The organism is Azospira sp. I09 (assembly GCF_009177135.1).
Lineage (GTDB): Bacteria > Pseudomonadota > Gammaproteobacteria > Burkholderiales > Rhodocyclaceae > Azospira > Azospira oryzae.
The window spans coordinates 2,417,738-2,441,180 of record NZ_AP021844.1 but is presented as its reverse complement, the minus strand read 5'-3'; the positions used below and the strand labels follow the sequence as shown (position 1 = coordinate 2,441,180).

At 68.7% G+C, this 23,443-nt stretch carries 23 protein-coding genes and 1 pseudogene; 12 read left to right on the top strand and 12 right to left on the bottom strand.

Features of this window, described 5'->3' with window-relative positions:
- Positions 1-80 precede the first annotated feature (80 nt).
- Entirely contained in the window at positions 81-272 is a 192-nt protein-coding gene (locus AZSP09_RS11420; RefSeq protein ID WP_130459707.1) for a DUF2905 domain-containing protein, read from the top strand.
- Here the strand turns inward: AZSP09_RS11420 and AZSP09_RS11415 are convergent.
- The 4 genes from AZSP09_RS11415 to AZSP09_RS11400 form a co-directional block, all read right to left on the bottom strand.
- The gene (locus tag AZSP09_RS11415) at positions 256-1,476 is read right to left on the bottom strand and encodes a multifunctional CCA addition/repair protein (protein ID WP_130459708.1); all 1,221 of its coding nucleotides are present in this window, start codon (positions 1,474-1,476) and stop codon (positions 256-258) included. The genes AZSP09_RS11420 and AZSP09_RS11415 overlap by 17 nt on opposite strands.
- 8 nt (positions 1,477-1,484) lie before the next feature.
- Positions 1,485-2,117, bottom strand: a complete 633-nt coding sequence (locus tag AZSP09_RS11410) for a glutathione S-transferase family protein (protein ID WP_083834008.1) — start codon at positions 2,115-2,117, stop codon at positions 1,485-1,487.
- Between the two features lie 33 nt (positions 2,118-2,150).
- On the bottom strand, positions 2,151-3,110 hold the full coding sequence (locus AZSP09_RS11405; RefSeq protein WP_130459709.1) for a complex I NDUFA9 subunit family protein: 960 nt from the start codon (positions 3,108-3,110) through the stop codon (positions 2,151-2,153).
- 105 nt (positions 3,111-3,215) lie between these two features.
- Positions 3,216-5,204: a lytic transglycosylase domain-containing protein gene (locus tag AZSP09_RS11400; RefSeq protein WP_152090107.1), complete on the bottom strand. Its 1,989-nt coding sequence runs from the start codon at positions 5,202-5,204 to the stop codon at positions 3,216-3,218.
- Positions 5,205-5,365: 161 nt separating this feature from the next.
- Between AZSP09_RS11400 and AZSP09_RS11395 the strand changes: the two genes are divergently transcribed.
- Positions 5,366-5,959 (top strand): 5-formyltetrahydrofolate cyclo-ligase, encoded by a 594-nt coding sequence (locus AZSP09_RS11395; RefSeq protein ID WP_152090106.1) that lies wholly within the window; start codon positions 5,366-5,368, stop codon positions 5,957-5,959.
- 161 nt (positions 5,960-6,120) lie between these two features.
- Here AZSP09_RS11395 and AZSP09_RS11390 read toward each other — a convergent pair whose 3' ends face one another.
- A complete protein-coding gene (locus AZSP09_RS11390; RefSeq protein WP_152090105.1) occupies positions 6,121-6,930 on the bottom strand; it encodes a helical backbone metal receptor in 810 nt (269 codons plus the stop codon).
- 29 nt (positions 6,931-6,959) lie between these two features.
- Between AZSP09_RS11390 and AZSP09_RS11385 the strand changes: the two genes are divergently transcribed.
- Positions 6,960-7,691, top strand: a complete 732-nt coding sequence (locus AZSP09_RS11385) for an SDR family NAD(P)-dependent oxidoreductase (protein ID WP_152090104.1) — start codon at positions 6,960-6,962, stop codon at positions 7,689-7,691.
- Between the two features lie 3 nt (positions 7,692-7,694).
- Here AZSP09_RS11385 and AZSP09_RS11380 read toward each other — a convergent pair whose 3' ends face one another.
- Both AZSP09_RS11380 and AZSP09_RS11375 read right to left on the bottom strand, forming a co-directional pair.
- Positions 7,695-8,369, bottom strand: coding sequence for an SCO family protein (locus tag AZSP09_RS11380; RefSeq protein WP_152090103.1), 675 nt, complete (start codon positions 8,367-8,369; stop codon positions 7,695-7,697).
- 2 nt (positions 8,370-8,371) lie between these two features.
- Positions 8,372-8,728: a hypothetical protein gene (locus AZSP09_RS11375; protein WP_014235788.1), complete on the bottom strand. Its 357-nt coding sequence runs from the start codon at positions 8,726-8,728 to the stop codon at positions 8,372-8,374.
- Positions 8,729-8,857: 129 nt separating this feature from the next.
- On the opposite strand from AZSP09_RS11375, the gene AZSP09_RS11370 reads away from it, so the two are divergent.
- Positions 8,858-9,679, top strand: coding sequence for a hypothetical protein (locus AZSP09_RS11370; RefSeq protein WP_152090102.1), 822 nt, complete (start codon positions 8,858-8,860; stop codon positions 9,677-9,679).
- On the opposite strand, the gene AZSP09_RS11365 is transcribed toward AZSP09_RS11370, so the two are convergent.
- The 4 genes from AZSP09_RS11365 to argS all read right to left on the bottom strand — a co-directional run bounded on the left by AZSP09_RS11365 (position 9,676) and on the right by argS (position 13,640).
- Complete coding sequence (locus tag AZSP09_RS11365) at positions 9,676-10,449, bottom strand: SDR family oxidoreductase (protein ID WP_152090101.1); 774 nt, start codon at positions 10,447-10,449, stop codon at positions 9,676-9,678. The two genes, AZSP09_RS11370 and AZSP09_RS11365, sit on opposite strands and share 4 nt — an antisense overlap.
- 77 nt (positions 10,450-10,526) lie before the next feature.
- Positions 10,527-11,186, bottom strand: coding sequence for a thiol:disulfide interchange protein DsbA/DsbL (locus AZSP09_RS11360; RefSeq protein ID WP_014235785.1), 660 nt, complete (start codon positions 11,184-11,186; stop codon positions 10,527-10,529).
- A gap of 11 nt (positions 11,187-11,197) precedes the next feature.
- Positions 11,198-11,851 carry an SPOR domain-containing protein gene (locus tag AZSP09_RS11355; protein ID WP_232058790.1) on the bottom strand — a complete coding sequence of 218 codons (654 nt, stop codon included), beginning with the start codon at positions 11,849-11,851 and terminating at the stop codon, positions 11,198-11,200.
- Positions 11,852-11,897: 46 nt separating this feature from the next.
- The gene (argS, locus tag AZSP09_RS11350) at positions 11,898-13,640 is read right to left on the bottom strand and encodes an arginine--tRNA ligase (RefSeq protein ID WP_152090099.1); all 1,743 of its coding nucleotides are present in this window, start codon (positions 13,638-13,640) and stop codon (positions 11,898-11,900) included.
- Positions 13,641-13,758: 118 nt separating this feature from the next.
- Between argS and ubiB the strand changes: the two genes are divergently transcribed.
- The 5 genes and pseudogenes from ubiB (at position 13,759) to AZSP09_RS20365 (ending at position 17,150) form a co-directional block, all read left to right on the top strand.
- Positions 13,759-15,309: a ubiquinone biosynthesis regulatory protein kinase UbiB gene (ubiB, locus tag AZSP09_RS11345; protein WP_152090098.1), complete on the top strand. Its 1,551-nt coding sequence runs from the start codon at positions 13,759-13,761 to the stop codon at positions 15,307-15,309.
- A gap of 25 nt (positions 15,310-15,334) precedes the next feature.
- Positions 15,335-16,213 carry an arginase gene (locus AZSP09_RS11340; RefSeq protein WP_152090097.1) on the top strand — a complete coding sequence of 293 codons (879 nt, stop codon included), beginning with the start codon at positions 15,335-15,337 and terminating at the stop codon, positions 16,211-16,213.
- Positions 16,214-16,459: 246 nt separating this feature from the next.
- Positions 16,460-16,777 (top strand): aldehyde dehydrogenase family protein, encoded by a 318-nt coding sequence (locus AZSP09_RS20375; RefSeq protein WP_269473815.1) that lies wholly within the window; start codon positions 16,460-16,462, stop codon positions 16,775-16,777.
- A 74-nt stretch (positions 16,778-16,851) separates the two neighbouring features.
- Positions 16,852-16,929 (top strand): annotated as a pseudogene (locus AZSP09_RS20745) (hypothetical protein); the annotation flags it as partial.
- Between the two features lie 5 nt (positions 16,930-16,934).
- Positions 16,935-17,150, top strand: a complete 216-nt coding sequence (locus tag AZSP09_RS20365; protein WP_232058917.1) for a hypothetical protein — start codon at positions 16,935-16,937, stop codon at positions 17,148-17,150.
- Here AZSP09_RS20365 and AZSP09_RS11325 read toward each other — a convergent pair.
- Positions 17,143-19,863, bottom strand: a complete 2,721-nt coding sequence (locus AZSP09_RS11325) for a DUF2339 domain-containing protein (protein ID WP_152090095.1) — start codon at positions 19,861-19,863, stop codon at positions 17,143-17,145. The genes AZSP09_RS20365 and AZSP09_RS11325 overlap by 8 nt on opposite strands.
- Positions 19,864-20,049: 186 nt before the next feature.
- Here AZSP09_RS11325 and AZSP09_RS11320 point away from each other — a divergent pair, with 186 nt between their 5' ends.
- The 3 genes from AZSP09_RS11320 (at position 20,050) to ppk2 (ending at position 23,409) form a co-directional block, all read left to right on the top strand.
- Positions 20,050-20,256, top strand: coding sequence for a hypothetical protein (locus tag AZSP09_RS11320; RefSeq protein ID WP_014235778.1), 207 nt, complete (start codon positions 20,050-20,052; stop codon positions 20,254-20,256).
- A 305-nt stretch (positions 20,257-20,561) separates the two neighbouring features.
- A complete protein-coding gene (locus AZSP09_RS11315) occupies positions 20,562-22,064 on the top strand; it encodes a sodium:solute symporter family protein (RefSeq protein WP_152090094.1) in 1,503 nt (500 codons plus the stop codon).
- A gap of 145 nt (positions 22,065-22,209) precedes the next feature.
- Complete coding sequence (gene ppk2, locus AZSP09_RS11310; RefSeq protein ID WP_152090093.1) at positions 22,210-23,409, top strand: polyphosphate kinase 2; 1,200 nt, start codon at positions 22,210-22,212, stop codon at positions 23,407-23,409.
- Positions 23,410-23,443: the final 34 nt, after the last annotated feature.

Below are 23,443 nucleotides of genomic sequence, written 5' to 3'. Positions count from 1 at the left end.
TGTGTCGCGGGGCCGGCTTCCCGTGGTTAAATCGGGGCCGCCGGATGTGGGCGCCAACCTTTCCTGTCTAGGTCTGCACAATGTTGAAATGGCTTCTGACCCTGAGCCTGGGGGTGATACTCCTGGGCCTGTTCCTGCCCCGCCAGCCGGGGCGGCGGCGGGGCCTGCCCGGGGATGTCAATCTGCGCCTGCGCGGCCGGGACTATTTCTTTCCCTTCGGCTCCACCCTGGTCTTTTCTGCCCTGCTGGCCCTGCTCAGCCGTTTTCTCTGAGGGCCGCCGCGACGGCGCCGGCCCGGGCCTGGTGGATGGCGTCGGGGATGCGGGAACGGTCGCCGGCGGCCTTGGCCACGGCCCCCGCATCGACGCTGCGGGCCGCCGCCAGGGCGGTGCGCAGGCGCGCCGGGCTGGCGTAGGGGCGCTCCTCCCAGTCCTTGCGGCCGTTGTAGTCGCAGGCGCAGGCGGCGAGCAGTTGCTCGAAACGCTCGGGGCGGCGGAAGGCGTCGGTCTTTTCCAATAGGGTGACCAGGGTCGCCGGCCGCATTTCCAGGCATTTGTGGATGTCGCCGTGGTAGCGGGCGGTGAGCAGGGCCAGGTCCCGGCATTCCACCGGCACCTTGAGGCGGGCGCACAGCGCCTCGCCCAGCTCCACGCTGCGGTGCTCGTGGCCGATGTGCCGGGGCAGGATGTCGGCCGGCGTGGTGCCCTTGCCCAGGTCGTGCAGCAGGGCGGCGAAGCGCACCGGCAGCGGCTCGCCGCGGCTGGCGGCGACGTCGATGACGCGCATGACGTGGTCGAAGGTGTCGATTTCCGGATGGTAGTCGGCCCGCTGGGGCACCCCGTCGAGCTTCTCCAGTTCGGGCAGGAGGCGGGCCAGGGCGCCGCAGTCCTTGAGCACGGCGAACATGCGCGAGGGCCGGGCCTCCATCAGGCCCTTGGCCAGTTCCTGCCACACCCGTTCCGGCACCAGGGCGTCCACCTCACCGTTGGCCACCATTTCCCGCATCAGGGCCAGGGTTTCCGGGGCCACGGAAAAATCGGTGAAGCGGGCGGAGAAGCGGGCCAGGCGCAGGATGCGCACCGGGTCTTCGACAAAGGCCGGGCCCACATGGCGCAGCACCCGGGCGGCAATGTCCCGGACCCCGCCGTAAGGGTCGGTGAGGCTGCCGTCCTCACCTTCGGCGATGGCATTGATGGTCAGGTCCCGCCGCGCCAGGTCCTGTTCCAGGGTCACGTCCGGCGCCGCGTGGAAGGCGAAGCCGGCGTAGCCCCGGCCGGTCTTCCTTTCGGTGCGGGCCAGGGCGTATTCCTCATGGGTCTGGGGATGCAGGAAGACGGGAAAATCCTTGCCCACGGGCTTGAAGCCCTGGGCCAGCATGGTCTGGGGATCGGCGCCCACCACCACGTAGTCCCGGTCCTGCACCGGCAGGCCGAGCAGGCGGTCGCGCACGGCGCCGCCGACGACGTAGATCTGCATGGGCGGGGTCAGGCGCCCACCTCGGCCCGGGCGCCGGCAGCCCATTCCTGCATGGCCGGCAGGGCCAGCAGGGTGTCCCGGTAGGCGGCAGCCAGGGGCGGCAGTTCGACGCCGTAGGTGTGGAAGCGGAAGGCCACCGGAGCGTACATGGCATCGGCCACGGAAAAGTCGCCGAAGAGGAAGGGGCCGGCCGCGGCGAAGCGCTCCCGGCAGGAAGTCCAGAGGGCGGCGATGCGGGCGATGTCGGCCAGGACCTCCGGCGTCTGGCCTTCACCGGGGCGGCTGGCAGCCACCTCCATGCTCATCTGTTGGCGCAGGGCGGCAAAGCCGGAGTGCATCTCGGCGCTGACGCTGCGCGCCTCGGCCCGGGCCTTGGGGTCGGCGGGCCACAGGTCCACATGGTTCAGGGAGGCTTTTTCGGCCAGGTATTCGCAGATGGCGAGGGAATCCCACACCGTCAGGTCGCCGTCGATCAATGCCGGCACCTTGCCGGAGGGCGAGTGGGCCAGGATCTGGGCCTTGGTGTCCGCCTGGCGCAGGCGCACGGGGATTTCCCGGAAGGGCAGCCCGGCCTGCTTCAGCAGCAGCCAGGGCCGCAGGGACCAGGAGGAGAAGTTCTTGTTGCCGATGACCAGTTGCAGCATGGAGTCTCCTCCCGGGCGGGGGGCAGGTGTTCAGCGGCCGGCCTGGCCCCGGAACGTGTTGAACTTGGCGTTGGGATCGGCGGCCAGGTAGGTGGGGGCCACGGATTCCAGGGAGGCGGGGCACCAGCGGGCCGGAGTCTTGGCGCCGGGGGTGGCCACATTGTCCACCTGCATGGAACGCAGGTTGTCCGGGGACATCAGGGGCTTGGGCGCCAGCCACAGCAGGCCGGCCTGCAGGTAGGCCCAGCCTTCGGAGAGCTTGAACAGGGGCCGTTCCTTGCCGATCACCTTGCCGGTGTACTGGATCAGTTCGCGCAGGCTGTACACGCCGGGGCCGCACAGTTCATAGGTCTGGCCGAAGGTGTCGCTGTCTTCCAGGCTGTCCACGAAGGCCTGGCCCACGTCGTCGATGCACACCGGCTGGAAGCGGGCGTCGGGGAAGCCGATGGGGAACACCGGGGCCAGCTTGAGCAGCTTGGCGAAGGTGTTGAGGAAGGAATCGCCGGCGCCGAAGATGACGGAGGGACGGAACACGGTCACGTCCAGCGGGCCCTGGGCGGCCAGCACGATGGCTTCGCCGTCGCCCTTGGAGCGCAGGTATTCGGAGGGGCCCTTGGCGTCGGCCTTGAGGGCGCTCATGTGCACCAGGCGCTTGACGCCGGCCTGCTGCATGGCGGCGACGACTTTCCGCGGCAGTTCCACATGGGCCTGGGCGAACTTGCGGCCGTAGGGCATTTCGCTGTCGCCGTGGAGGATGCCCACCAGATTGATCACCGCGTCCTGGCCGCGCATCAGGGCGAGCAGGTCTTCTTCCTTGTTGATGTTGGCTTCCACCACATCGACCCCGGGCAGGGGCAGCAGGTGCTTGGCCCGTTCCCGACGGCGGGAGGGCACGGTGATGCGGATGCCTTCGCGGGCAGACAGCAGGTTGGCAATGTGGCTGCCGACAAAGCCGCTACCGCCCAGCAACAGAATGTTTTTGATCGCCATGATTATCTCTGGAGTGTCGCTTTATAGTCTTTGCGCCGCGTCGTTGCCGACGCGATGCTCCCCTCACCTCCCGGCAACGCTGGCGCCGCCGGGAAACCCCGGATTTTACGGCAAATCTTCCGGTTTTGGCTGGTTCTCGCCACCGCTGCCCTTGGGCAGCACCACCCCCAGCCGGCTTTTCAGGGACTGGGGCCGGCCGTTGTTGAAGAGGGAGGCGTAGTAGACCGAGTTGCTCATCACCTTTTTCACGTAATCCCGGGTCTCGCTGAAGGGGATGGTCTCGGCGTAGATGGCCCCCTCGATGGGCTTGGCGGCCCGCCATTTCTGGGCCCGGCCGGGACCCGCGTTGTAGGCGGCGGAGGCCAGCACCGGGTGGTTGTCCAGGCTTTCCATGACCATGCGCATGTAGGAGGTGCCGAGCAGCACGTTGGTGTCCGTATTGGTCACCTGGCCGTGGTCGTAGTCCTTGAGGCCGATCTTCTTCGCCACCCAGCGGGCCGTGGCCGGCATCAGCTGCATCAGGCCGGAGGCGCCGACGGAGGAGCGGGCGTTGGTGACGAAGCGGCTTTCCTGACGCATCAGGCCGTATACCCAGGCATCGTCCAGCTGCTGCTGGCGCGCCACGGGGCGCACCTGCTCGTCGAAGGGGGAGAGATAGCGCAGGCTGTAGTCGTGCTCGTTCTTGGTGCGGTCGGCGGCGGCGATGGCCCGGTCGTAGATGTTGCTGCGGCGGGCGATTTCGGCGGCGGCCAGCAACTCCCGGTCGTCCATGCCGCGCAGGGCCCAGCTCCATTCCTTGGTGCCTTCGAAGCGCAGGTTGGCGCGGAACAGGGCCAGGGCCCGGCGCAGGGCCAGGTTGTCGCCGACCCGGGCCAGTTCCTCCCGGCTCAGGGGGCGGGCCTGGGGCGGCAGCTTGATGGGGCGGCCCAGCTCGTCGTCCGCCAGGTTGCCGTAGAAATTGGGCTGGCCGGCGATGCGCTCGAACAGGGGCTGGGCCAGGTCGTTGCGGCCGGCGGCCTTGTAGGCCCGGCCCAGCCAGTAGGTCCAGCTGGGGTCGGCGGCCTGGGTCGGGCTCATGCCTTCGATGGCGTGGCGCACCAGGTGCCAGTCCTGGGCGCGCAGGGCGGCGCGCACCTTCCAGGCCTGGGCTTCGTCGGAGAGGGGCGTCAGGTCGCTGCCGCGGCGGTACCAGTCCAGGGCTTCCGGATAGTGGCGCTGGGCGCCCTGCCAGCCGATCTGGCCCCAGGCCCAGGCCCGGTCGGCGGGCGGCAGCTGGCTTTCCAGGGCATCCAGGCGCTGGGCGGCCATGGCCGGGTCGTTGCGGGCCACCCGCTGCAGCGCCAAAAGGGCCAGTTCCCGCTGCAGGCGCTGACTGGTGCCGGAGAGCTTGACCAGGAAGGGCAGGGGCCTGTCCGTCACCTGGTCCCACAGCTTGCGCTCCGGGGTCTGGGCCACGGGCAGGTACTGGGCCGTGTTCCAGGCGGCGCCGAGCTTGTTGATTTCGAACTGGCGGCGGATGCGGGCCCAGACGTCGTCGGAATTGACCTTCTGGGCCGCCACCACGGCGTCCAGCACCGGGTTGCAGGGCTCGGGCACTTCCAGCAGGGTGCGGAACAGGGGCAGGGCGTCGTCCAGGGCCTTCGGGTCCTTGCGTGCCAGGCGGCTCTGCAGGCTGAGGCAGGCCAGGTCCTGGTCGGCCTGGGAAATCTTCGGGTATTCGGCCTCGAACTCGCTCCAGCGCTGCTGCTTGCCGAGCAGGCGCAGCCAGTCGCCGCGCAGCTTCTCGGCGATGTAGGTCTTGTCCTGGCGGGCGAGGAAATCGTTGAGGGCGGCGACGGTGTTGGCGTCGGCCTTCTCCAGCTGGGCGCGGATCTGGAAATACTCCACGTAGGGCGCCAGTTCGTGGTCCCGCAGCTCGGCGGCGAGGCGGTCGAGACGGTTCAGGTCGCCGGCGCGGAAGGCGTCCCGGGCGGCGACGAACTGTTCGTCGCTACCGGCGCGGGCCGGGGCGTTGAGGCCGAGACAGAGGCCGAGCAGGGCGGAGCACAGGGTGAGGCGAAGGGCGAAGCGGGGGCGGGCTGGGGAAGGCGACATCGTGGTGTGATAATCTGGTTCGGCGTCTGCAGGGCAGGCGCTTGAGGCAAGGGGCTGGCGGGAAAAAATGCCGTCACGGCAGAGCCACTGGCAGCCCTTTGAGCATAGCACAGGCCGGGGCCCTGCCCGGCCTCCGCAGCGAGCCAATTTCATCTTTCCCCATGACCGCCATTCCCTTCACCCCGCCGCCCGCCCCCGAGAACCGCAACGTCCTGCGCCAGCGCCTCATTGCCGCCCGCCGCGGCCTTTCCGCCGAGGCCGTGGCCCTGCTTTCCGAGGCCATCTGCGGCCACCTCATGGCCGGCTTCCCCGAACTGGAGGGCCAGGTGGTGGGTTTCTGCTGGCCGGTGCAGAACGAGCCGGACCTGCGCCCCCTGCTGCTGGAGTGGCAGTCCCGGGGCGGCCGCTCGGCCCTGCCGGTGGTGACGGTGCCCAATGCGCCCCTGGCCTTCCGCGAGTGGCGGGAGGCGACGCTCCTGGCGCCGGACCGCTACGGCATCCCGACGCCCACCGAGGGTCCCTGGCTGGTGCCCCAGGTGCTGCTGCTGCCGGTGAACGGGGTGGACCGGCTGGGCTACCGCCTGGGCTACGGCGGCGGCTTTTTCGACCGCACCCTGGCCAGCCTGGACCCCCGGCCCCTGGCCATCGGCGTCGGCTACGAACTGGCCAGGGTGGCCGACATCGGCCCGGAACCCCACGACGAGCCCCTGGATGCCCTGGTGACGGAAGCCGGCATCACCCGCTTCCGGCCCTGAGCGGCCTGCACCGGTCCCTGCCGGGAGAGGCAGGCGGGACGGGTGTCTTGAGATGGTGTGGCCGGTGAGCGGTTTGCAATCGGCCTCCCCCGGCAGGTGGTCGGGAGAATGCCGTCTTTCCTGCCTGCCAGGGTAGGCGCAAAGGAGCGGTGCCTGCCGCCCTAGGCCAGGCTGGGGCGCAGGGCCGCCAGGTAGCGCAGGCCGGCGATGGCCCGGCTGCCGTACCAGGAGATCATTTCCCCATCCACCGTCAGCACCGGGGTGCAGCCCGCGGCCGGGTCGGCGGCCAGTTCAAGGGCGTCCTTGTCGCGGAAGGGATAAGGCTCGCTCGGCAGCAGGATGCGCCCGGCCTGGCGGGCCAGGGCCAGGTCCACTTCCGGATAGCGTTCGGCGGCGTCGGCGGGCAGGCTGTCCCAGCCGGCGGCGGCCAGCATGCGGGAGATGTAGGTGTCCCGGCTGACACTCATCCAGGGCTTTTTCCAGATCAGGTAGAGCACCGTCTCCCGGGGCAGGCCGGCCACGGCGTCCGCCAGTTCGGCCCGGGCCGCGGCGTAGTCGGCGCAGAGCCGCTCCGCCTCCCCTTCCTTGCCGAAGAGATGGCCCAGCAGGCGGTACAGGGCCGGATTGTCGTCCGGGCCCAGGGGATGGGTGACGACGATGTGGGGCACGAAGGCCTCCAGGGCCGCCACTTCCTCGCGCCGGTTTTCATCCACATTGACGATGACGTGGGTGGGGGCCAGGGCGCGGATCTTCTCCACGGAGAAACCCTTGGTGCCGCCCACCTTGGGTACGGCCTGCAGGGCCTGCCGCGGATGCACGCAGAAGCCGGTGCGCCCCACCAGCTGCGGGCCCAGGCCCAGCTCCCACAGCAGCTCGGTGATGGAGGGCACCAGGGACACCAGGCGCAGTTCGCCCTGATCGGCGGACCAGGCGGGGTGCGGCTTGCCGAGGGCGTCGGGCCATTGCATCATCGGGCATCCATGAACGTGAAGGAGCAGCGATGCTAGCGCAAAAAATTGCCGTGGTGACGGGTGCCGCCCGGGGCTTGGGTCTGGCCGTGGCCGGCCTGCTGGCCGAGCAGGGTTGCCGGGTGGTGCTGGTGGGGCGGCGGGAGGGACCGCTGCAGGCGGCCTGCGCCGAACTGGCGGGACGCGGTCTGGCGGTGGCGGCCCAGGTGGCCGACGTCACCCGGGGCGAGGACGTGGCCCGGCTGGCCGCCTTCCTGGAACGGGAATACGGCGGCGTGGACATCCTGGTGAATAACGCCGGGGTCTTCCTCGAACCCCACGATTTTGCCGACCCGGCCAGCGGCAGCCTGCTGCGGGTCGATCCGGCGCTGGTGGCGGCGACCCTGGAGGCCAACACCCTGGCGCCCCTGCGCCTGATGCAGGCCCTGGTGCCCCTGATGCGGCGGCGGGGCTGGGGGCGCATCGTCAATGTCTCCTCCGGCATGGGCCAGCTGTCCACCATGGGCGGCGCCTGGCCCGGCTACCGGGCCTCGAAGACGGCCCTCAACGCCCTCACCCGCATCCTGGCAGCGGAACTGGCCGCGGAAGGGGCGGCGATCAAGGTCAATGCGGTGTGTCCCGGCTGGTGCCGCACCGAGATGGGCGGTAGCGGCGCCCAGCGCAGCGCCGAGGAGGGCGCCCGCAGCATCCTGTGGGCCGCCACCCTGCCCGACGACGGGCCCAGCGGCGGCTTCTTCCGGGACGGCCAGCCCCTGGACTGGTAAGGCTCAGCGCCGGGGCGGGGCGTCCGCCGGGGTCTGCTGTTCCCGGGGCGTCGGCTCCGGCGTGGCGTCCAGCTGGGCCTTGATGCGCGCCGTGATCTCGGCGGCGGGCATGGCGTAGGGGAACTTGGCGACAAAGCCGCTATCCGGCCCCAGCAGGTACATGCCGGCGGAGTGGTCCATCCAGTACTGGTCCGAGCCCGGCTCCTGGACCTTCTCGTAGCGCGCCTTGAAGTTGTCGGCGACGCCCCGCACCAGGGCCGGCGATCCGGTGAGGCCGAGGATGCGCGGGTTGAAGAAGGCGACGTAGTTGCCCAGGACCTTGGGCGTGTCCCGCTGCGGGTCCACGCTGATGAAAATGGGCTGCACCCGCTTGCCCGCCTCTCCCAGCTGTTCCAGGATGGCCGCCATTTCCGCCAGGGTGGTGGGGCAGACGTCGGGGCAGGAGGTGTAGCCGAAGGTGATCAGCTGGAACTGGCCGCCGAAGTCCTGGTTGGTGACCACGTTGCCGTACTGGGTCTGCAGCAGGTAGCGGGGCTGCACGCCGACGGCGATGTCGTCGCCGCCGGTGGCCAGATGGCGGGCCGGGTTGAGGGGCTTGGCCGGGGCCTGGGCGGCAGCCGGCAGGGCAAGGGCGGCGCCCAGGGCCAGCAGGGCGAGCTTGAGACGGGCGTACTTCATGGTCAGCGGGCCACGGCGTCGGCAGAGGCAGGCGGCAATTGCTCGGCCAGGGCTTCGGCCTTGCGGGCCAGTTCCGGGGCGGCGGGGCAGGTGCCCCCCTGGCGCGAGCGTTCCAGGAAAGCGTTCTGGGTGGCCCCTTCGAAAGCCTCGCCATACTGGCGGGTCTTGGGGGCGCGCTGGATCACCAGCCCCTTGATCCGTGCCACCACCTCCTTCTGGCCGCAGGCCAGGGCGGTGCCGTTGAGGCGGCCCAGCTCGGTGAGGGCCTGCAGTACCGATTCGGGCGACAAATCCGCCGCCCGGGCGGGTTGGGCGGCCAACAGCGAGAGGGGCAGCAGGAGCAGGGCAAGACGGCGCATAGGGTCCTCGGAAGCAGGGGGAATGGGCGGATGATAGCCCGGCCCGGGGCCGCCTGATTTGATATAGGCCGGATTTGTCGCCGCCCCGGATCCCGCGGCGGCGGCGGGGCCTGTGGGATAATCCGCCCCATGTCTGCTCCCAACCTGCCCGCCGGCGCCCCCGAACTGGTCGCCGCCATCGAGGCGGCCCTGGCCGCCCGTCCCGAGGAACGCATCCTGCGCCTCAGCCACGAGGGCCAGTCCCTGGTGGTGAAGCGCGCCTCCGACCAGACCCGGGCCCCCTGGGTCACCTGGATCGCCGCCCGCATCGCCGGCAGCCTTTCGCCCCAGCCCCTGCCGCGGCAGTCCCTGGCCCTGTCGGACCAGGGCGGCCTGATCCGCATTGAAGCCCGCCGCCTGCGCAGCCTCCACGCCGCCGGGGTGAAAGTGCCCCGGGTGCTGGCGGAAGGGGCCGGCTGGCTGGCCCTGGAGGCGGTGGGCGACACCCTGGAACACGCCCGCACGGACCGTCCGCGGCAGGAATGGGACGCCCTGCTGCTGCGGGCCATGGACGACCTGGCGGCCTTCCACCGGGCCGGCCACTGGCACGGCGGCAGCCAGGTGAAGAACCTGATGCTGTGGCAGGGCGAGATTTACCGCATCGATTTCGAGGAAGACATCGGCGAGCACCTGTCCCTGGCCGTGGCCCAGACCTTGGACCTGGTGCTGCTGGTCAATTCCTGCCTGCTCCTCGACGACCGGGGTGAGGCCGCCTGGCAGACCATGGGCGAGGCCCTGCTGGAGCGCTACTTCACGGCCCATCCGGCGGCCGACATCCGTCGCTGTCTGCAGCGGGCCATGCTGTGGCTGCGCGCAATCACCTTCCTGGCCCGGCCCTGGCGCCACAAACGGGGCCGCAGCCTGCGCCGGGTATTCCTGCTGCGCCGTTGCCTGGAGCGGGTGCTGGCCTAGTCCAGCAGGCCCCGGGGCTTGCGCGGGGCCTGGGTGAAGAGGCGGTCGTAGAGCCAGTTGGGCAGGAGCCGCAGGATCTTTGCCACCACCCCCATCTGCCAGGGAATGACCGTGTAGCTGGTGCCCTTCGCCACCGCCCGGGCGAAGCGCCGCGCCGCTTCCGCTGCCGGCAGCAGGAAGGGCATGGGATAGGGGTTGATGGCGGTCATGGGGGTTTCGATATAGCCCGGGGCGATGGTCACCACCTTGATGCCCTTGGGCGCCATTTCCAGGCGCAGGGATTCCAGATAGGCGATGGCGGCGGCCTTGGAGGCCGAATAGGCTTCGGCCCCCGGCAGGCCCCGGATGCCGGCGACGGAGGCGATGCCCACCAGGCGCCTGTCGCCGCCGGCGGCGGCCATGGGTCCGATGAAGGGGGCGAAGGTGGCGGCCATGCCGTAGACGTTGGTGTCCATCACCTTGCGGAAGGCCGCCAGGTCTTCCGGGCATTCGCTGAGGGTGCCGACGGAGACGCCGGCGTTGGCGATGACGATGTCCGGGGCGCCGTGGCGGGCCGTGAAGTCGGCAGCGGCGGCGGCCAGGGCCGGGGCGTCGCTCACATCCAGGGCATAGGCGGCGTGGTGGCCGGGCAGGTCGGCCAGGAGGTCCGTCAGTGCTTGTTGTCGGCGGGCCGCCAGGCCAAGGGTGGCGCCCTGTTCGGCGTAGTGGCGGGCCAGGGCGGCGCCGATGCCGCTGGAGGCGCCGGTGATGAAGACCTTGAGGGATGCCATGAATGTTCCGCAGGTGGATGTGAAATCGCCCGGAGGGCGGGGCCGTCCGGGCGATGGCGTGGGTCTGCCGGCGGGTCTTACTTCTTCTTGCCGGCCCGCTCGGCGCGGATTTTCTCGATCAGCAGGTCGGCGTTGCGCAGCACGTCCTTGAAGGCTTCGCCCTTGACTACGTAGCGGCCGTCCACCACCACCATGGGCACGCCGTCCACCTTGTAGGCCCGGGCGATCTGCTCGGCCCGGCTCATCTTGCTGTTCACGCCGAAGGAGGCAAAGGCCTCGGCGAACTTCTTGCCGTCGGCGCCCTGCTTGCCCACCCATTCCTCGGCGGTGCGGGGGTCGAACAGATTGACGCGCTGTTCGTGGATGGCCTTGAACACGGCTTCGTCCAGCTTGGCCAGGTCGCCGGTGGTTTCCAGGGCGTAGTACAGCTTGGCCACGTTGGTCCAGGCGGGGCGGCCGAAGGTGATGGGCACCTTCTTGAAGGCCACGTCCGGGCCCAGGCGGGAGGCCCAGGCGTGGATCAGGGGGTTGAAGTCGGCGCAGTGGGGGCAGCCGTAGGAGAAGAACTCGATCACTTCGATCTTGCTGCCGCTGTCGGTGGCGATGGGCGGGTTGATCGCCTGGAACTGGGGCTGCTGCTGGGCAACGGCCGGCTGTAGGGCGGCGGCGGCCAGCAGGGCCAGGGGCGCCAGCCAGCGGCGCAGGCGGGAATACAGGGAAGCGGAGGTCTGGGTCATGGGGGTTTCCTTCAGTCCTTGTTCTTGACGATATTGGCTTCGACGCCGGCCTTGGCCAGCTCGGCGCGCACCTTGTTCACTTCATCGATCTTGGTGTACGGCCCCAGGCGCACCCGGTACCACACCTTGTCGCCCACCATCACTTGCTGCACGGTGGCTTCCACCCCCAACATGGCCAGACTGGCCTTCTGATTGTCCGCGTCGCCCGGCTTCTGGAAGGAGCCGGCCTGGAGGAACACGGGTTCCTTGGCGGCGGCGCCGTCCTTGGCGTCCTTGGCCTCCTTCCCGTCCTTGCCATCCTTGGCCGTCTTGGCGTCGGGCTTGGCTTCCGGGGCGGGAACGGCGTCGGCGTTGCCGGGCAGAATCTTGTAGAAGTCGAAACGGGGCTTTTCCGGCACCGGGTCGCCGGGCTTGCCGGGCAGGGCCGCCGGGGCGGGGGGCTGGGCCGGGGCGGCCTTGTCCGCCGCCTTCTCACCCGGCTTGGGCAGGGCCTCCGGCGGCATGGGGGCGCCGTTCTGGGTCTTGTTCACAAAGGGCATCGGCGCCTTGTTGATGTACCAGGCGACGCCCAGGGCCGCCACCACCCCCAGGATGAGGCCGATAAAGATGCCGATCAGGGTGCCACCGCCGGACTTTTTCCTGGCGGGGGCCTTGCGGGGTTTCATGTCACGACTCATGGTTCTCTGCTCAACGTATGGGGGCGGGGTTGGCTTACATGGAGGCCGGGCAGGAAACACCCAGCAGGGCCATGCCGTTACGGATCACCTGGCGCACGGCGGCGGCCAGGGCGACGCGGGAACGGGCCAGGGCGGCGTCGTCCACCAGCATGCGTTCGGCATTGTAATAACTGTGGAAGTCGGCGGCCAGGTCCTTCAGGTAGAAGGCCACCTGGTGCGGCGCCAGGTCTGCGGCGGCATTGGCGACGACTTCGGGGAAGGCGGCCAGGCGGGCGGCCACGGCCAGTTCCCGCGGGTGGGTCAGCAGGCCCAGGTCGGCACCGGCCAGTTCGGCCTCGTTGCCGCCGGCATCGCCCCACTGCTTGACTACGGAACAGACCCGGGCGTGGGCGTACTGGATGTAATAGACCGGGTTTTCGTTGGTCTGGCTCTTGGCCAGGTCCAGGTCGAAGTCCAGGTGCTGGTCGGACTTGCGCAGCACGTAGAAGAAGCGGCAGGCGTCGTTGCCCACTTCGCCGCGCAGCTGGCGCAGGGTGACGAACTCGCCGGAGCGGGTGGACATGGCGGCCTTCTCGCCGTTGCGGTAGAGCACGGCGAACTGTACCAGGGCCACGTGCAGCTTGGCTTCGTCCTGGTCCAGGGCCTGGAGGGCGCCCTTCACCCGGGGAATGTAGCCGTGGTGGTCGGCGCCCCAGATGTTGATGACCTTGTCGAAGCCCCGGTCGAACTTGTTGAGGTGGTAGGCGATGTCGGAGGCGAAGTAGGTGAACAGGCCGTTCTCCCGCTGCACCACCCGGTCCTTCTCGTCGCCGAAGGCGGTGGAACGGAACCACTTGGCGCCGTTCTGCACGTATAGGTGGCCGGCGGCTTCCAGCTTCTCCACGCACTTGGCCACCAGGCCGGTATCGAAGAGGGACTTCTCGGAGAACCAGACGTCGAAGTGCACGCCGAACTCTTCCAGGTCGTCCTTGCCGTCCGCCAGCTGCTCGGACAGGGCGTGCTGGTGGATGTAGCTCCAGTCCGGGCCGAGCAGGTTCTTGGCGTTGGCGATGAGGGCGTCCAGGTGGCCCTCCTTGTCCGCTTCCACGTCGGGAGCGCCGGCCAGGATGTCCGCCGCCGGGCGCAGGTACTTGTTGCCGTGGGCGTCCTTGATCTGGCGGGCCATGTCGCGCACGTAGTCGCCCTGGTAGCCGTTGGGCGGGAAGGGGACGTTGATGTCGTAGAGGCCGAGGTAGCGCAGCCAGGTGGAGAGACCGAGGATGTCCATCTGCCGTCCGGCGTCATTGACGTAGTACTCCCGGGTCACATCCCAGCCGACGAAGGCCAGCAGGCTGGAGAGGGAGGCGCCATAGGCGGCGCCGCGGCCATGACCGACGTGGAGGGGGCCGGTGGGGTTGGCGGAGACGAATTCCACCTGCACCTTCTGCTTGCCGCCGGCGTTGCTGCGGCCGTATTCCCCGGCCTTGGCCAGCACGGCCTGGACCACGGCGGTCTTGGCGGCGGCCTTGAGGGTGAAGTTGATGAAGCCGGCGCCGGCGATGTCCACTTTTTCCACCCAGGCGGAGGGCGGCAGCTCATTGACCAGCTGCTGGGCGATTTCCCGCGGGTTCTTTTTCAGTTCCCGGGCCAGCTGCATCGCCACGTTGGCGGCGAAGTCGCCGTGGGACTCCTGTTTCGGGCGTTCCAGGGCGATGGGCGTGGCGGCGTGATCGGGGGCCACGCTCTTCAGGGCGGTCTGCAGCAGGTCGGCCAGGTGGGCCTTGATATCTTGACTCATAGGGAAATCGGGCGGTGCCAAAAGCTTGAAAGGGCCGATTATACCTGCCCGGCGCCGCGGGCCGGTCTGGATTCTGGTATTCTCGGCGGCTCCCTCCCCCGCCTCTTCCCGACTGACCATGCGCCTGCTGCGCCTCGCCAAGATCGCCACCGTCGCCATCCGTTACGGCCTCGACCAGATGGTGCTGGAACACGAGCCCACCGGCCGTGCCCGGGGCCTCTCCCGGCTTTCCCGCGCCCTCTTCTTCTGGCGCGATCTGGACCGCCGCTCCGAGGCCGAGCGCTTGCGCCTGGCCCTGGAAGCCCTGGGCCCCATCTTCGTCAAGTTCGGCCAGGTGCTGTCCACCCGCCGCGACCTGTTGCCGCCGGACCTGGCGGAGGAACTGGCCAAGCTGCAGGACCAGGTGCCGCCCTTCCCCTCGGAGCAGGCCATCGCCCAGGTGGAAGCGGCCTACGGCAAGCCCCTGGCGGAAATCTTCGCCGAGTTCGACCCGACCCCGGTGGCCTCCGCCTCCGTCGCCCAGGTCCATTTCGCCCGCCTGCACGATGGCCGCGAAGTGGCGGTGAAGGTGCTGCGCCCCGGCATGAAGCCGGTCATCGGCCACGACCTGGCCCTCATGGACACCCTGGCCGGCCTTACCGAAAAGCTGTGGGCCGACGGCAAGCGCCTGAAGCCCCGGGAGGTGGTGGCCGAGTTCGCCAAGCACCTCTACGACGAGCTGGACCTGATGCGGGAAGCGGCCAACTGCTCCCAGCTGCGCCGCAATTTCGAGAATTCCCCCCTGCTGCTGGTGCCCGAAGTGCATTGGGACTACTGCACCCCCTCGGTGATGGTCATGGAGCGCATGCACGGCATCCCCATCAGCCAGACCCAGCGCCTGCAGGCCCAGGGCACCGACTTGAAGGCCCTGTCCCGGGCCGGGGTGGAGATATTCTTCACCCAGGTCTTCCGCGACGGCTTCTTCCACGCCGACATGCACCCGGGCAACATCTTCGTCCATGCCGACGGCCGCTACATCGCCCTGGATTTCGGCATCGTTGCCACCCTCAACGACAACGACAAGAACTACCTGGCCCAGAACTTCCTCGCCTTCTTCCGCCGCGACTACAAGCGGGTGGCCGAGGCCCACATCGAATCCGGCTGGGCCCCCGCCGACACCCGGGTGGACGAGCTGGAAGCGGCCATCCGCGCCGTCTGCGAGCCCATCTTCGACCGCCCCCTGAAGGACATCTCCTTCGGCAAGCTGCTCTTGCGCCTGTTCCAGACCAGCCGCCGCTTCAATGTGGAAATCCAGCCCCAGCTGGTGATGCTGCAGAAGACCCTGCTCAACATCGAAGGCCTGGGCCGCCAGCTGGACCCGGACCTGGACCTGTGGAAGACCGCCAAGCCCTTCCTCGAGAAGTGGATGGAAAGCCAGATGGGCTGGCGCGGTTTCGTGCGCAACCTGAAGAACGAGGCGCCCTACTGGGCCCGCAGCCTGCCCCAGATTCCCCGCCTGGCCCAGCAGGCCCTGGCCGCCCAGGCCCGGGCGCCGGAAACCGACGCCGCCACCCAGGCGGCCCTGGCCGCCATCCAGGCCACCCAGGCCCGCCACGAGCGCTGGCTGCGCCTGGCCCTGCTGCTGGCCGCCGGCATCTTCGCCCTGGAAATCTTCCGCAGCCTGGGCTGAGTCCGGGCCCGCCGCCAGCGCCGCCATGCACCGCACCCTCCGCCTCATCGGTGCCGCCAGCGGCGTCGGCGCCCAGGACCCGGGCTGCCACGCCGGCCCCACCGCCCTGCATCGGGCCCACGCCTTCGACGACCTGCAACGCCGCCCCGATCTCAACTGGGGCGAAACCCTCTTTCCGCGCCAGGCCCTGGGCGGCCGCGTGGCCGAGGTGGCCGACCTCTGCCAGCGCCTGGCCGAGGCGGTGCGCCAGGCTCGGGAGCGGGGCGAGACCCCGGTGGTGCTGGGCGGCGACCATTCCTGCGCCATCGGCACCTGGAGCGGCGTCCGCGCCGCCAGCCCGGCGCCCGTCGGCCTGCTCTGGCTCGACGCCCACCTGGACAGCCACACCCCCGAAAGCACCCATTCCGGCGCCCTCCACGGCATGCCCCTGGCCTGCCTGCTGGGCCAGGGCGACCGGCGCCTGGTGACCGTGGGCGGTCCCGGTCCCAAGCTGCTGCCCGGGCATGTGGCCCTCATCGGGGTGCGCAGCTACGAGCCGGAGGAGCGGGAATTCCTCGACCGCCTCGGGGTGCGCGTGTTCACCATTGACGAGGTGCGGCAGCGGGGCCTGCCGGCGGTCTTCGGCGAAGCTCGGGCCCGGGTGCGACAGGCGCCCGGCGGCTACGGCGTCAGCCTGGACCTGGACGTCTTCGATCCCCGGGAAGCGCCGGGGGTGGGCAGCCCGGAACCGGCGGGCCTGTCCCAGACCGAACTGATGCCGGCCCTGGCCGGCCTGGCCGGGGACCCGGCCCTGCTGGCCCTGGAGGTGATGGAGTTCAACCCGGACCGGGATGCGGGCGGGCGCACGGCAGCCCTGCTGGCCCGGCTCATCGGTGCTGTCTTCCCCCGCCGGCACGGGGCCTGAGAGGCCCGCCGGACGGGCGTTCCAGCCCAGCTGCAGGGCAGCGGTGACGGCCTTTCCCGGGGTCTGCCCGCAGGCGGTCCAAAATGGTGCGCCAAGGCACTGATTTGCTTGCCCTAAATCCTGCCGGCGCGGTGCAAAAATGTGGCTAAACTTGCGCGTTTTTCAATTTCCGCCCAGCCGCTGCCTCGGGGCTTTACTCCATGACCACGCTCCTGGCCTTCGTCATCCTCTATCTCCTGGTCTCCATTGGCATCGGCCTGTTCGCTGCCAGCCGGGTCCATAGCGCCAAGGATTTCGCCGTCGCCGGCCGCAGCCTGCCCCTGTCGGTGGCCACCGCCTTGGCCTCAGCGAACTCAACCCGGTCGACGCTTCCTGCACTGGCGCCAAGTGCCGGCGTCCCGTCGGGGCTTGGTGATCCGGGACCTGGCCACCGCCCTACGGGAAAGGAAGGCTGACCTGGCCACCCTGCTGGCCATCGAGGTGGGCAAAATCTGCAGTGAGGCGGAAGTGGAAATCCGGGAAATGATCGACATCGCCGACTACGTCGTCGGTCTCTTCCGTTAGTTCCACGGCCTCAGCCTGCCCTTGGAGCGGCCCCGCCATCACCTGTTGGAGCGCTGGCAACCTCGGGCCCGATAGTGGTGATCACTGCCTTCAACTTTCCCGCTCCGGTGTGGGCCTGGAGTGCCTTTATCACTGCCGTCTGCGGCGATACGGTGGTGTGGAAGCCGTCGCCCAAGGCGCCCCTCACCGCCATCGTCATCCAGAAGGTGTGGTGGATGAGGTGTGCCGCAACCACGGCGCCCAGGGCGTATTCACCCTGCTGCTGCTGGACGAAGCGGAAATGAGCCAGGCCCTGGCCATCAACTACGGTAACCAGCTGTCCCCGGCTCAGGGCATCCGCTTCGAACTGCCGGGCAGATGGCCGGCTAGGTAATTCCAGGCAGGGTGTCCGACTCCAGAGGGCCGTCTGCCGCTGCCTTCGGCGGCAGGGGCGCGAAGTAGCCGGCAGCCAGTACCAGCAGGGCGACGCCGATGAGGGTGGCAGTCCAGGTAAGGGTGCCCCTGCCCATGGTGTCGAACAGCAGCAGCTTGGCTCCCACCAGGCCCAGCAGGAGCATGCCGCCGAACCAGCGGTGGCGCAGTTCCCGGCGGGAAGCGTGGATCATGGTGGCAATGGCGGTGGTGCTCCAGAACAGGGTGAGCAGGGCCTGGAAGAGGGTGGCATGCATCAGCGTCGGGAAATTGAAAGGAATCCCGCCCCAGTGATGGGCAATACGTGCAGCCAGGGCCGAGAGCCAGAGAAAGGCCAGCAGGGCCGTGAGAACCCGCAGCAGGGGGGCGACGGCGGCAGCGAGCTGGCGGCCTAGAAGCACGAGGGCGCCCAGGGCGGCGAGTTGCCCCGCGTCGAAGATATTGAGCAGGGGCAGGTAGGGCCAGCCGAGGCCATCAAGGCCACTCAGACGCAGATTGCCCCAGGGCAGCAGCAGGAGCAGGCCGAACAGGGGCGGCAGCACGCCGTAGGGGATGTAGCCGGCCCCTGCCGCCGTGAATGGCCAGCGCTGTCGCTGCTGTCCCAGGACCGGCAGGGTCAGCCCGGCGGCGAGTACCAAGACCACGGCGACAAAGGACCATAGGGTCGGTGCCGGCATCAGGTGCCGGGCCTGCCAGGCCAATTCCCAGGCCAGGGCGAAGAGCAGCAGCCACCAGGCGCCCAGATGGCGGATGGCGGCCAGGCCTGTCTCGCCCTGGCGCTCGTGGCGGGCCAGGAGTACGTAATGGACAGCCAGGGCCAGGGGCAGCACCAAAGCCATGAAGCCGGCCAGGGGATGGCCGTGGCGGCCGATGCCTGCCAGCGTCGCCACCACCAACCCAACCAGTAGTAGCACGGCGGCGGGCCGCAGTTGGGGCCAGCGCCAGAGGCTGATCAGGCCTTCCTGGAGGAGCACCGTGGCGGTAATGAAGAGTAGGGCGTAGGGAGCATGCAGGCTGTCAGGGGCAAAACGGTAGATTTCGTCCAGGCCCGGGCCCAGCCACCACAGCATGGCCCAGGCCCAGGGCAAGAAAGGCAGTAGCGCCGCCGAGGAGGCCCGGGAGCGCAGCTGGCGGGCGGAAAAGAGGCCGGCCAGGACCAGGATGAAGGCACCGAGCATCGCGTCGTTCGCCACCGGCAGGCGGTGGCCGAGCGCTGCCCAGCCCAGCAGCAGGGACAGGCCGGCCGCCAGTTGCATGAGGAAGCCGCTGACCTGGGCCAACTTGCGTTCCTGCCGCACCCCGAACCACAGCACCGCCGCCCCTTCCGCCGCCCAGAAGGCGGAGGTCACCTGGGCGTCGAAGGCCAGGGGGATGGCGATGGTGAGGAAGACCACGGCGATGCCCAGATGACTGCGCTCCACCAGCAGGTTGGCCGGTTCCCGACGTCGGAAAAGCAGGGCCCACAGGCCAAAATACCAAAGAGCGGCGATGAGGGTGCTCCAGGCCAGGCCGTAGCGCTCGCCCTCCATCAGCCGGGCCTGCAGGAAAGTGCCGGCCAAGGGGGTGCCGAAAAGCAGGATGCCATCGCGCCAGGCAGCCAGGCCGGGCGCCCGCAGCAGGGCAGTGGCCACCGGCATGGCCGAATAGACGGAGAGGAAGAGGACGAGGAAAGCCTGGGTTAGCAGGTAGTGCCGGGGCTGGTAGCCGTCCATGGCCCAGGCCATGCCCACCGCCAGGGTGAAGAAGAAGCCGGCGATATTGAGCACCCGCCAGGCCCGGAACCAGTCCACTGCCAGGATGAAGACATTGAGCAGGGTGAAATAGGCGAACAGGGGCAGGGGGCTGTCGGCCTGACCGCTGGCCAGTATCGGGGCCAGGAAGGCGCCGGAAAGGCCAAGTACGGCCAGGACTGGGGCATCCTGGCGCGCCGCCAGGAAGACGCAGGCGATGCCCAGCAGGGCGAAGAGCGCGAAGGCCGGTCCTTGGCCGATCATGGTGTAGCGCTGCAGCATGAAATAGGCGACCAGATAGAGCAGGGCGAAGCCGCCACCCTGGAGGGCCTGGCCGAAGGTGCGATGTTTTTCCTCCCCGGCTCGGTTCCAGCCGAAGGCGATCATGGCGATGCCGCTGGCGGCTGCGATAAGGAGACGCAGGGGCACTGGCAACAGGCCGTAATCCACTGCCAGGCGCAGGCCCGAGGCGATGCCGAAGAAGAGCAGGACGATGCCGATCTTGGCCAGGGGATTGATGGCCCACAGCCGCCGGGCCCAGTCCGGTGGCTCCAGGGTAAAGGGCTGGCCCGTTACGGGGCGGGCTGCTGGAGGCGGGCTGTCGGCGAGGGGGGCTGGTTGGGGCGGCATTGCCACGGGCGGAGCTTGCACCGCTTGGGGGACGGGGGAGGTCGGGGCAGGTGTTTCCCAACTGCTCTCAGCTACGGCGGTAGAGGCGGTCGCGGTGCCCTTGAGCACCTCCACCTCCCGGCGCAAGGCTTGGACCTGGTTTTCCAGCAGCTGCAGGCGCTGCCGGAAGTCCGGGCCGACTGCCGGCTCCCGCTTGTTTCCCTGGCGTCCCAGCCAGTGGCCGATGAGGCCGCCCGCGAGGGCGCCGGCCAGGCTGCCGAAGCTGCCCAGGGGGCTGCCGATGATCAGGCCGATGACTGCTCCCAGTAACCACATGATGCGTCCTTTCCTCGTTCCGGCCGCCGTTTGGAGGCCGCCAAGCTGTCCCGCGAGTATAGGGATATTCCGATGGTATTGTCTCGCTGCCGCTACAGGTGCCTGCCTGCTGGAGCGGATGGATCGGCCGGTCCATGGGGGCGACCTACAATGAAAGGACTTCCTGCAATCCGGGAGGCGGTACGAATGAGCCGAAAATCGTTGTGGAGCCTGGTCGCCACGATCCTTGTGGTGACGGCCTGCGGCGTAATTCCCCTGGCGCTCCCGCCAGCCGCTACCCAGCTTGAATTTTCCCTGGCCAGCGGTACGTACCGGTGTGAACTGGGGGTGTCGCTGCAGCTGGGGCGGCAAGTTCGCGAAGGAGTGAACTACCGCATCCTGCTCGCCGGCTAAATCAGTTTGTCCCTGGTCAGCGAGTGCCAGCCGGGATGAGGCTGGTGGCCTTGTCCCGTGGCTGTGCCTGATCCGCTCCGCTAGCGGCGTCAGCGCCAAGGTAGCGGGTGACCAAGAAGTCCTGGGTTATGGTTCGGCCCAGAGCAGGGCTATGGCTGTTCCCCCGTTCCGATACAGTTATCGCCGGAATGGTGCCAATCGCTTGATTTGGCTGCTTTTCGTCAGTCTTTTAAAGGGGAATCCGGCTATACTCTTGCCCGTTTTTTCCAATCCCCTTTTTCTGACTTCCTGCCCGGGTTTCTGACATGACCACGCTCCTGGCCTTCGTCATCCTCTATCTCCTGGTCTCCATCGGCATCGGCCTGTTCGCTGCCACCCGGGTCCATAGCGCCAAGGATTTCGCCGTCGCCGGCCGCAGCCTGCCCCTGCCGGTGGTCACCGCCACGGTCTTCGCCACCTGGTTCGGCGCCGAGGCCGTGCTCGGGGTCTCCGCCACCTTCGTCAAGGAAGGCCTGGGCGGCGTCGTCGCCGACCCCTTCGGCGCCTCCCTCTGCCTCATCCTGGCCGGCCTCTTTTTCGCCAGCAAGCTGTACCGGATGAACCTGCTGACCATCGGCGACTACTACCGGCTGCGCTACAACCGCACCGTGGAGGTGCTCACCACCCTCTGCGTCGTGGTCTCCTACCTGGGCTGGGTCTCGGCCCAGATCAAGGCCCTGGGCCTGGTCTTCTTCGTCGTCACCGGCGGCGCCGTGTCCCAGGAGGCGGGCATGATCCTGGGCGCCCTCATCGTGCTGACCTACACCACCTTCGGCGGCATGTTCTCCGTGGCCATCCTCGACTTCGTGCAGATCACCGTGATCATGGGCGGCATGCTCTACATCGGCTACGTCATCTCCGGCCTCACCGGCGGCGTCGGCGCCGTGGTCGGCCACGCTGCGGCGGCGGGCAAGCTGGACTTCTTCCCCAAGGGCGGGCTCGAGGTGTGGGTGCCCTTCATCGGCGCCTGGATGACCATGATGCTGGGCTCCATTCCGCAGCAGGACGTGTTCCAGCGCATCACCTCGGCCAAGAACGAGAAGACCGCCATCCGCGGCTCGGTGCTGGGCGGCAGCCTCTACTTCGCCTTTGCCTTCGTGCCCATGTTCCTGGCCTACGCCGCCACCCTGATCGACCCGGCCATGTTCGGCGACCTGCTGGAACAGGATTCCCAGCTGGTGCTGCCCACCCTGATCCTGCAGCACACGCCGGTGTTCGCCCAGGTGGTGTTCTTCGGCGCCCTGCTCTCGGCCATCATGAGCTGCTCCTCGGCGACCCTGCTGGCGCCCTCCGTGGCCTTCTCCGAGAACATCCTGCGCGGCTTCTTTCCGCGCATGCCGGATCGCACCTTCCTCCTGGCCATGCGCACGGTGATCGTCTGCTTCGCCGGCACCGTGCTGCTGTTCGCCCTCAATTCCAACGAGAGCATCTTCCACATGGTGGAGAACGCCTACAAGATCACCCTGGTCACGGCCTTCATCCCCCTCTTCGCCGGCCTCTACTGGAAGAAGGCCAACACCCAGGGCGCCCTGTTCGCCATCTTCTCCGGCTTCTTCACCTGGATCCTCATGGAAGTGCTGGGGCCGGAAGACGCCACCTGGCCGCCCCAGGTGCTGGGCTTCCTCGTCGCCGGCGTGGCCATGGTGGCCGGTTCCCTGCTGCCCCGCGTGGTGGGTCAGCCGACTCCGGTGCCCTTCGGCCACGAGCACCATGCCGCCGGCCTGACCCATCACCTGGGCGAACACCCCCACCATCACGACGGCCGCTGACGGCCGACTGCGGCATGGCACGGTTACCATGCCTAATGGGTCACACCGGCCGGGCTGAAATAGGCGCACAATGTTCCTTCGCCCGCCGGGCCAAGGAGGTTGGCCCGGCGCCCCGATTCCAGCCCATGACCCGGAGAATAAATACATGGTGACAAAGGTCAGCAAGCCCACAACCCGCAAGTCCGCCGCCCTCGGCAACACCGCCCCCAAGGCCGCCACCAAGGTGGTGGCCAAGCCCCGCCCCAGCCGCGCCCGCCCGGTGAAGAGCGGCGACGTGGCCCCGGCCCACAGCCCTGCCGGCGTAGAGAGTTTCGAAGTCGGCCAGGCCGTGGCCGCCGCCCAGAATTCCAAGGTCGTCGCCATGCGCGACATCCTCAGCCGTACCCAGGGCACCGACCTCAAGTCCGTGGCCAAGACCCTGGAAGCCATTGTCGCCGGCGCTTCCCCCGACGACGTGAAGATGCTGCGGGACACCCTGTTCAAGGACGAGGTGCCGGCGGACAAGCTGCCGGTGAGCCCGGACGACCAGCTCTCCGACGAGTGGCGCACCGGCGGTTATCCCTACAAGAACCTGATGACCCGCAAGAACTACGAGAAGCAGAAGTACCGCCTGCAGGTGGAACTGCTGAAGCTCCAGGCCTGGGTCAAGGAAACCGGGCAGCGGGTGGTGATCCTCTTCGAAGGTCGGGACGCGGCCGGCAAAGGGGGCGCCATCAAGCGTTTCACCGAGCACCTGAATCCCCGGGGCGCCCGGGTGGTGGCCCTGGAAAAGCCCTCGGAAGTGGAACGGGGCCAGTGGTATTTCCAGCGCTACATCCAGCACCTGCCCACCGCCGGCGAGATCGTCATGTTCGACCGCTCCTGGTACAACCGGGCCGGGGTGGAACGGGTCATGGGCTTCTGCGACCAGGACGAGTACGCCGAGTTCATGCGCCAGTGCCCCGAGTTCGAGCGCAACCTGGCCCGCAGCGGCATCCACCTGATCAAGTTCTGGTTCTCCGTCAGCCGGGCCGAACAGCGCCGCCGTTTCAAGGAGCGGGAAACCCATCCCCTGAAGCAGTGGAAGCTCTCCCCCATCGACCTGGCCTCCCTGGACAAATGGGAGGACTACACCAAGGCCAAGGAGGCCATGTTCTTCTACACCGACACGGCCGACTCCCCGTGGACCGTGGTCAAGTCCGACTGCAAGAAGCGGGCGCGGCTCAATGCCATGCGCTACATCCTGCACAAGCTGCCCTACAAGAATAAGGACGTGGAACGCATCGGCCCCCTGGACCCCCTGCTGGTGGGCCGGGCCAACGTGGTGTACGAACGGGGCGAACACGAAGGCACGGCGATTCTGTAAGCGCCGGCATCCGGCATAAAAAAAAGCCCGCTCA

What these genes read in the sequence shown, in the direction of transcription:
- AZSP09_RS11420 (WP_130459707.1), top strand. Translation starts at nt 81, where the DNA reads ATGTTGAAATGGCTTCTGACCCTGAGCCTGGGGGTGATACTCCTGGGC.
- AZSP09_RS11415 (WP_130459708.1), bottom strand. Translation starts at nt 1,476, where the DNA reads ATGCAGATCTACGTCGTCGGCGGCGCCGTGCGCGACCGCCTGCTCGGC.
- AZSP09_RS11405 (WP_130459709.1), bottom strand. Translation starts at nt 3,110, where the DNA reads ATGGCGATCAAAAACATTCTGTTGCTGGGCGGTAGCGGCTTTGTCGGC.
- AZSP09_RS11400 (WP_152090107.1), bottom strand. Translation starts at nt 5,204, where the DNA reads ATGTCGCCTTCCCCAGCCCGCCCCCGCTTCGCCCTTCGCCTCACCCTG.
- AZSP09_RS11395 (WP_152090106.1), top strand. Translation starts at nt 5,366, where the DNA reads ATGACCGCCATTCCCTTCACCCCGCCGCCCGCCCCCGAGAACCGCAAC.
- AZSP09_RS11390 (WP_152090105.1), bottom strand. Translation starts at nt 6,930, where the DNA reads ATGATGCAATGGCCCGACGCCCTCGGCAAGCCGCACCCCGCCTGGTCC.
- AZSP09_RS11385 (WP_152090104.1), top strand. Translation starts at nt 6,960, where the DNA reads ATGCTAGCGCAAAAAATTGCCGTGGTGACGGGTGCCGCCCGGGGCTTG.
- AZSP09_RS11380 (WP_152090103.1), bottom strand. Translation starts at nt 8,369, where the DNA reads ATGAAGTACGCCCGTCTCAAGCTCGCCCTGCTGGCCCTGGGCGCCGCC.
- AZSP09_RS11375 (WP_014235788.1), bottom strand. Translation starts at nt 8,728, where the DNA reads ATGCGCCGTCTTGCCCTGCTCCTGCTGCCCCTCTCGCTGTTGGCCGCC.
- AZSP09_RS11370 (WP_152090102.1), top strand. Translation starts at nt 8,858, where the DNA reads ATGTCTGCTCCCAACCTGCCCGCCGGCGCCCCCGAACTGGTCGCCGCC.
- AZSP09_RS11365 (WP_152090101.1), bottom strand. Translation starts at nt 10,449, where the DNA reads ATGGCATCCCTCAAGGTCTTCATCACCGGCGCCTCCAGCGGCATCGGC.
- AZSP09_RS11360 (WP_014235785.1), bottom strand. Translation starts at nt 11,186, where the DNA reads ATGACCCAGACCTCCGCTTCCCTGTATTCCCGCCTGCGCCGCTGGCTG.
- AZSP09_RS11355 (WP_232058790.1), bottom strand. Translation starts at nt 11,851, where the DNA reads ATGAAACCCCGCAAGGCCCCCGCCAGGAAAAAGTCCGGCGGTGGCACC.
- argS (WP_152090099.1), bottom strand. Translation starts at nt 13,640, where the DNA reads ATGAGTCAAGATATCAAGGCCCACCTGGCCGACCTGCTGCAGACCGCC.
- ubiB (WP_152090098.1), top strand. Translation starts at nt 13,759, where the DNA reads ATGCGCCTGCTGCGCCTCGCCAAGATCGCCACCGTCGCCATCCGTTAC.
- AZSP09_RS11340 (WP_152090097.1), top strand. Translation starts at nt 15,335, where the DNA reads ATGCACCGCACCCTCCGCCTCATCGGTGCCGCCAGCGGCGTCGGCGCC.
- AZSP09_RS11325 (WP_152090095.1), bottom strand. Translation starts at nt 19,863, where the DNA reads ATGTGGTTACTGGGAGCAGTCATCGGCCTGATCATCGGCAGCCCCCTG.
- AZSP09_RS11320 (WP_014235778.1), top strand. Translation starts at nt 20,050, where the DNA reads ATGAGCCGAAAATCGTTGTGGAGCCTGGTCGCCACGATCCTTGTGGTG.
- AZSP09_RS11315 (WP_152090094.1), top strand. Translation starts at nt 20,562, where the DNA reads ATGACCACGCTCCTGGCCTTCGTCATCCTCTATCTCCTGGTCTCCATC.
- ppk2 (WP_152090093.1), top strand. Translation starts at nt 22,210, where the DNA reads ATGGTGACAAAGGTCAGCAAGCCCACAACCCGCAAGTCCGCCGCCCTC.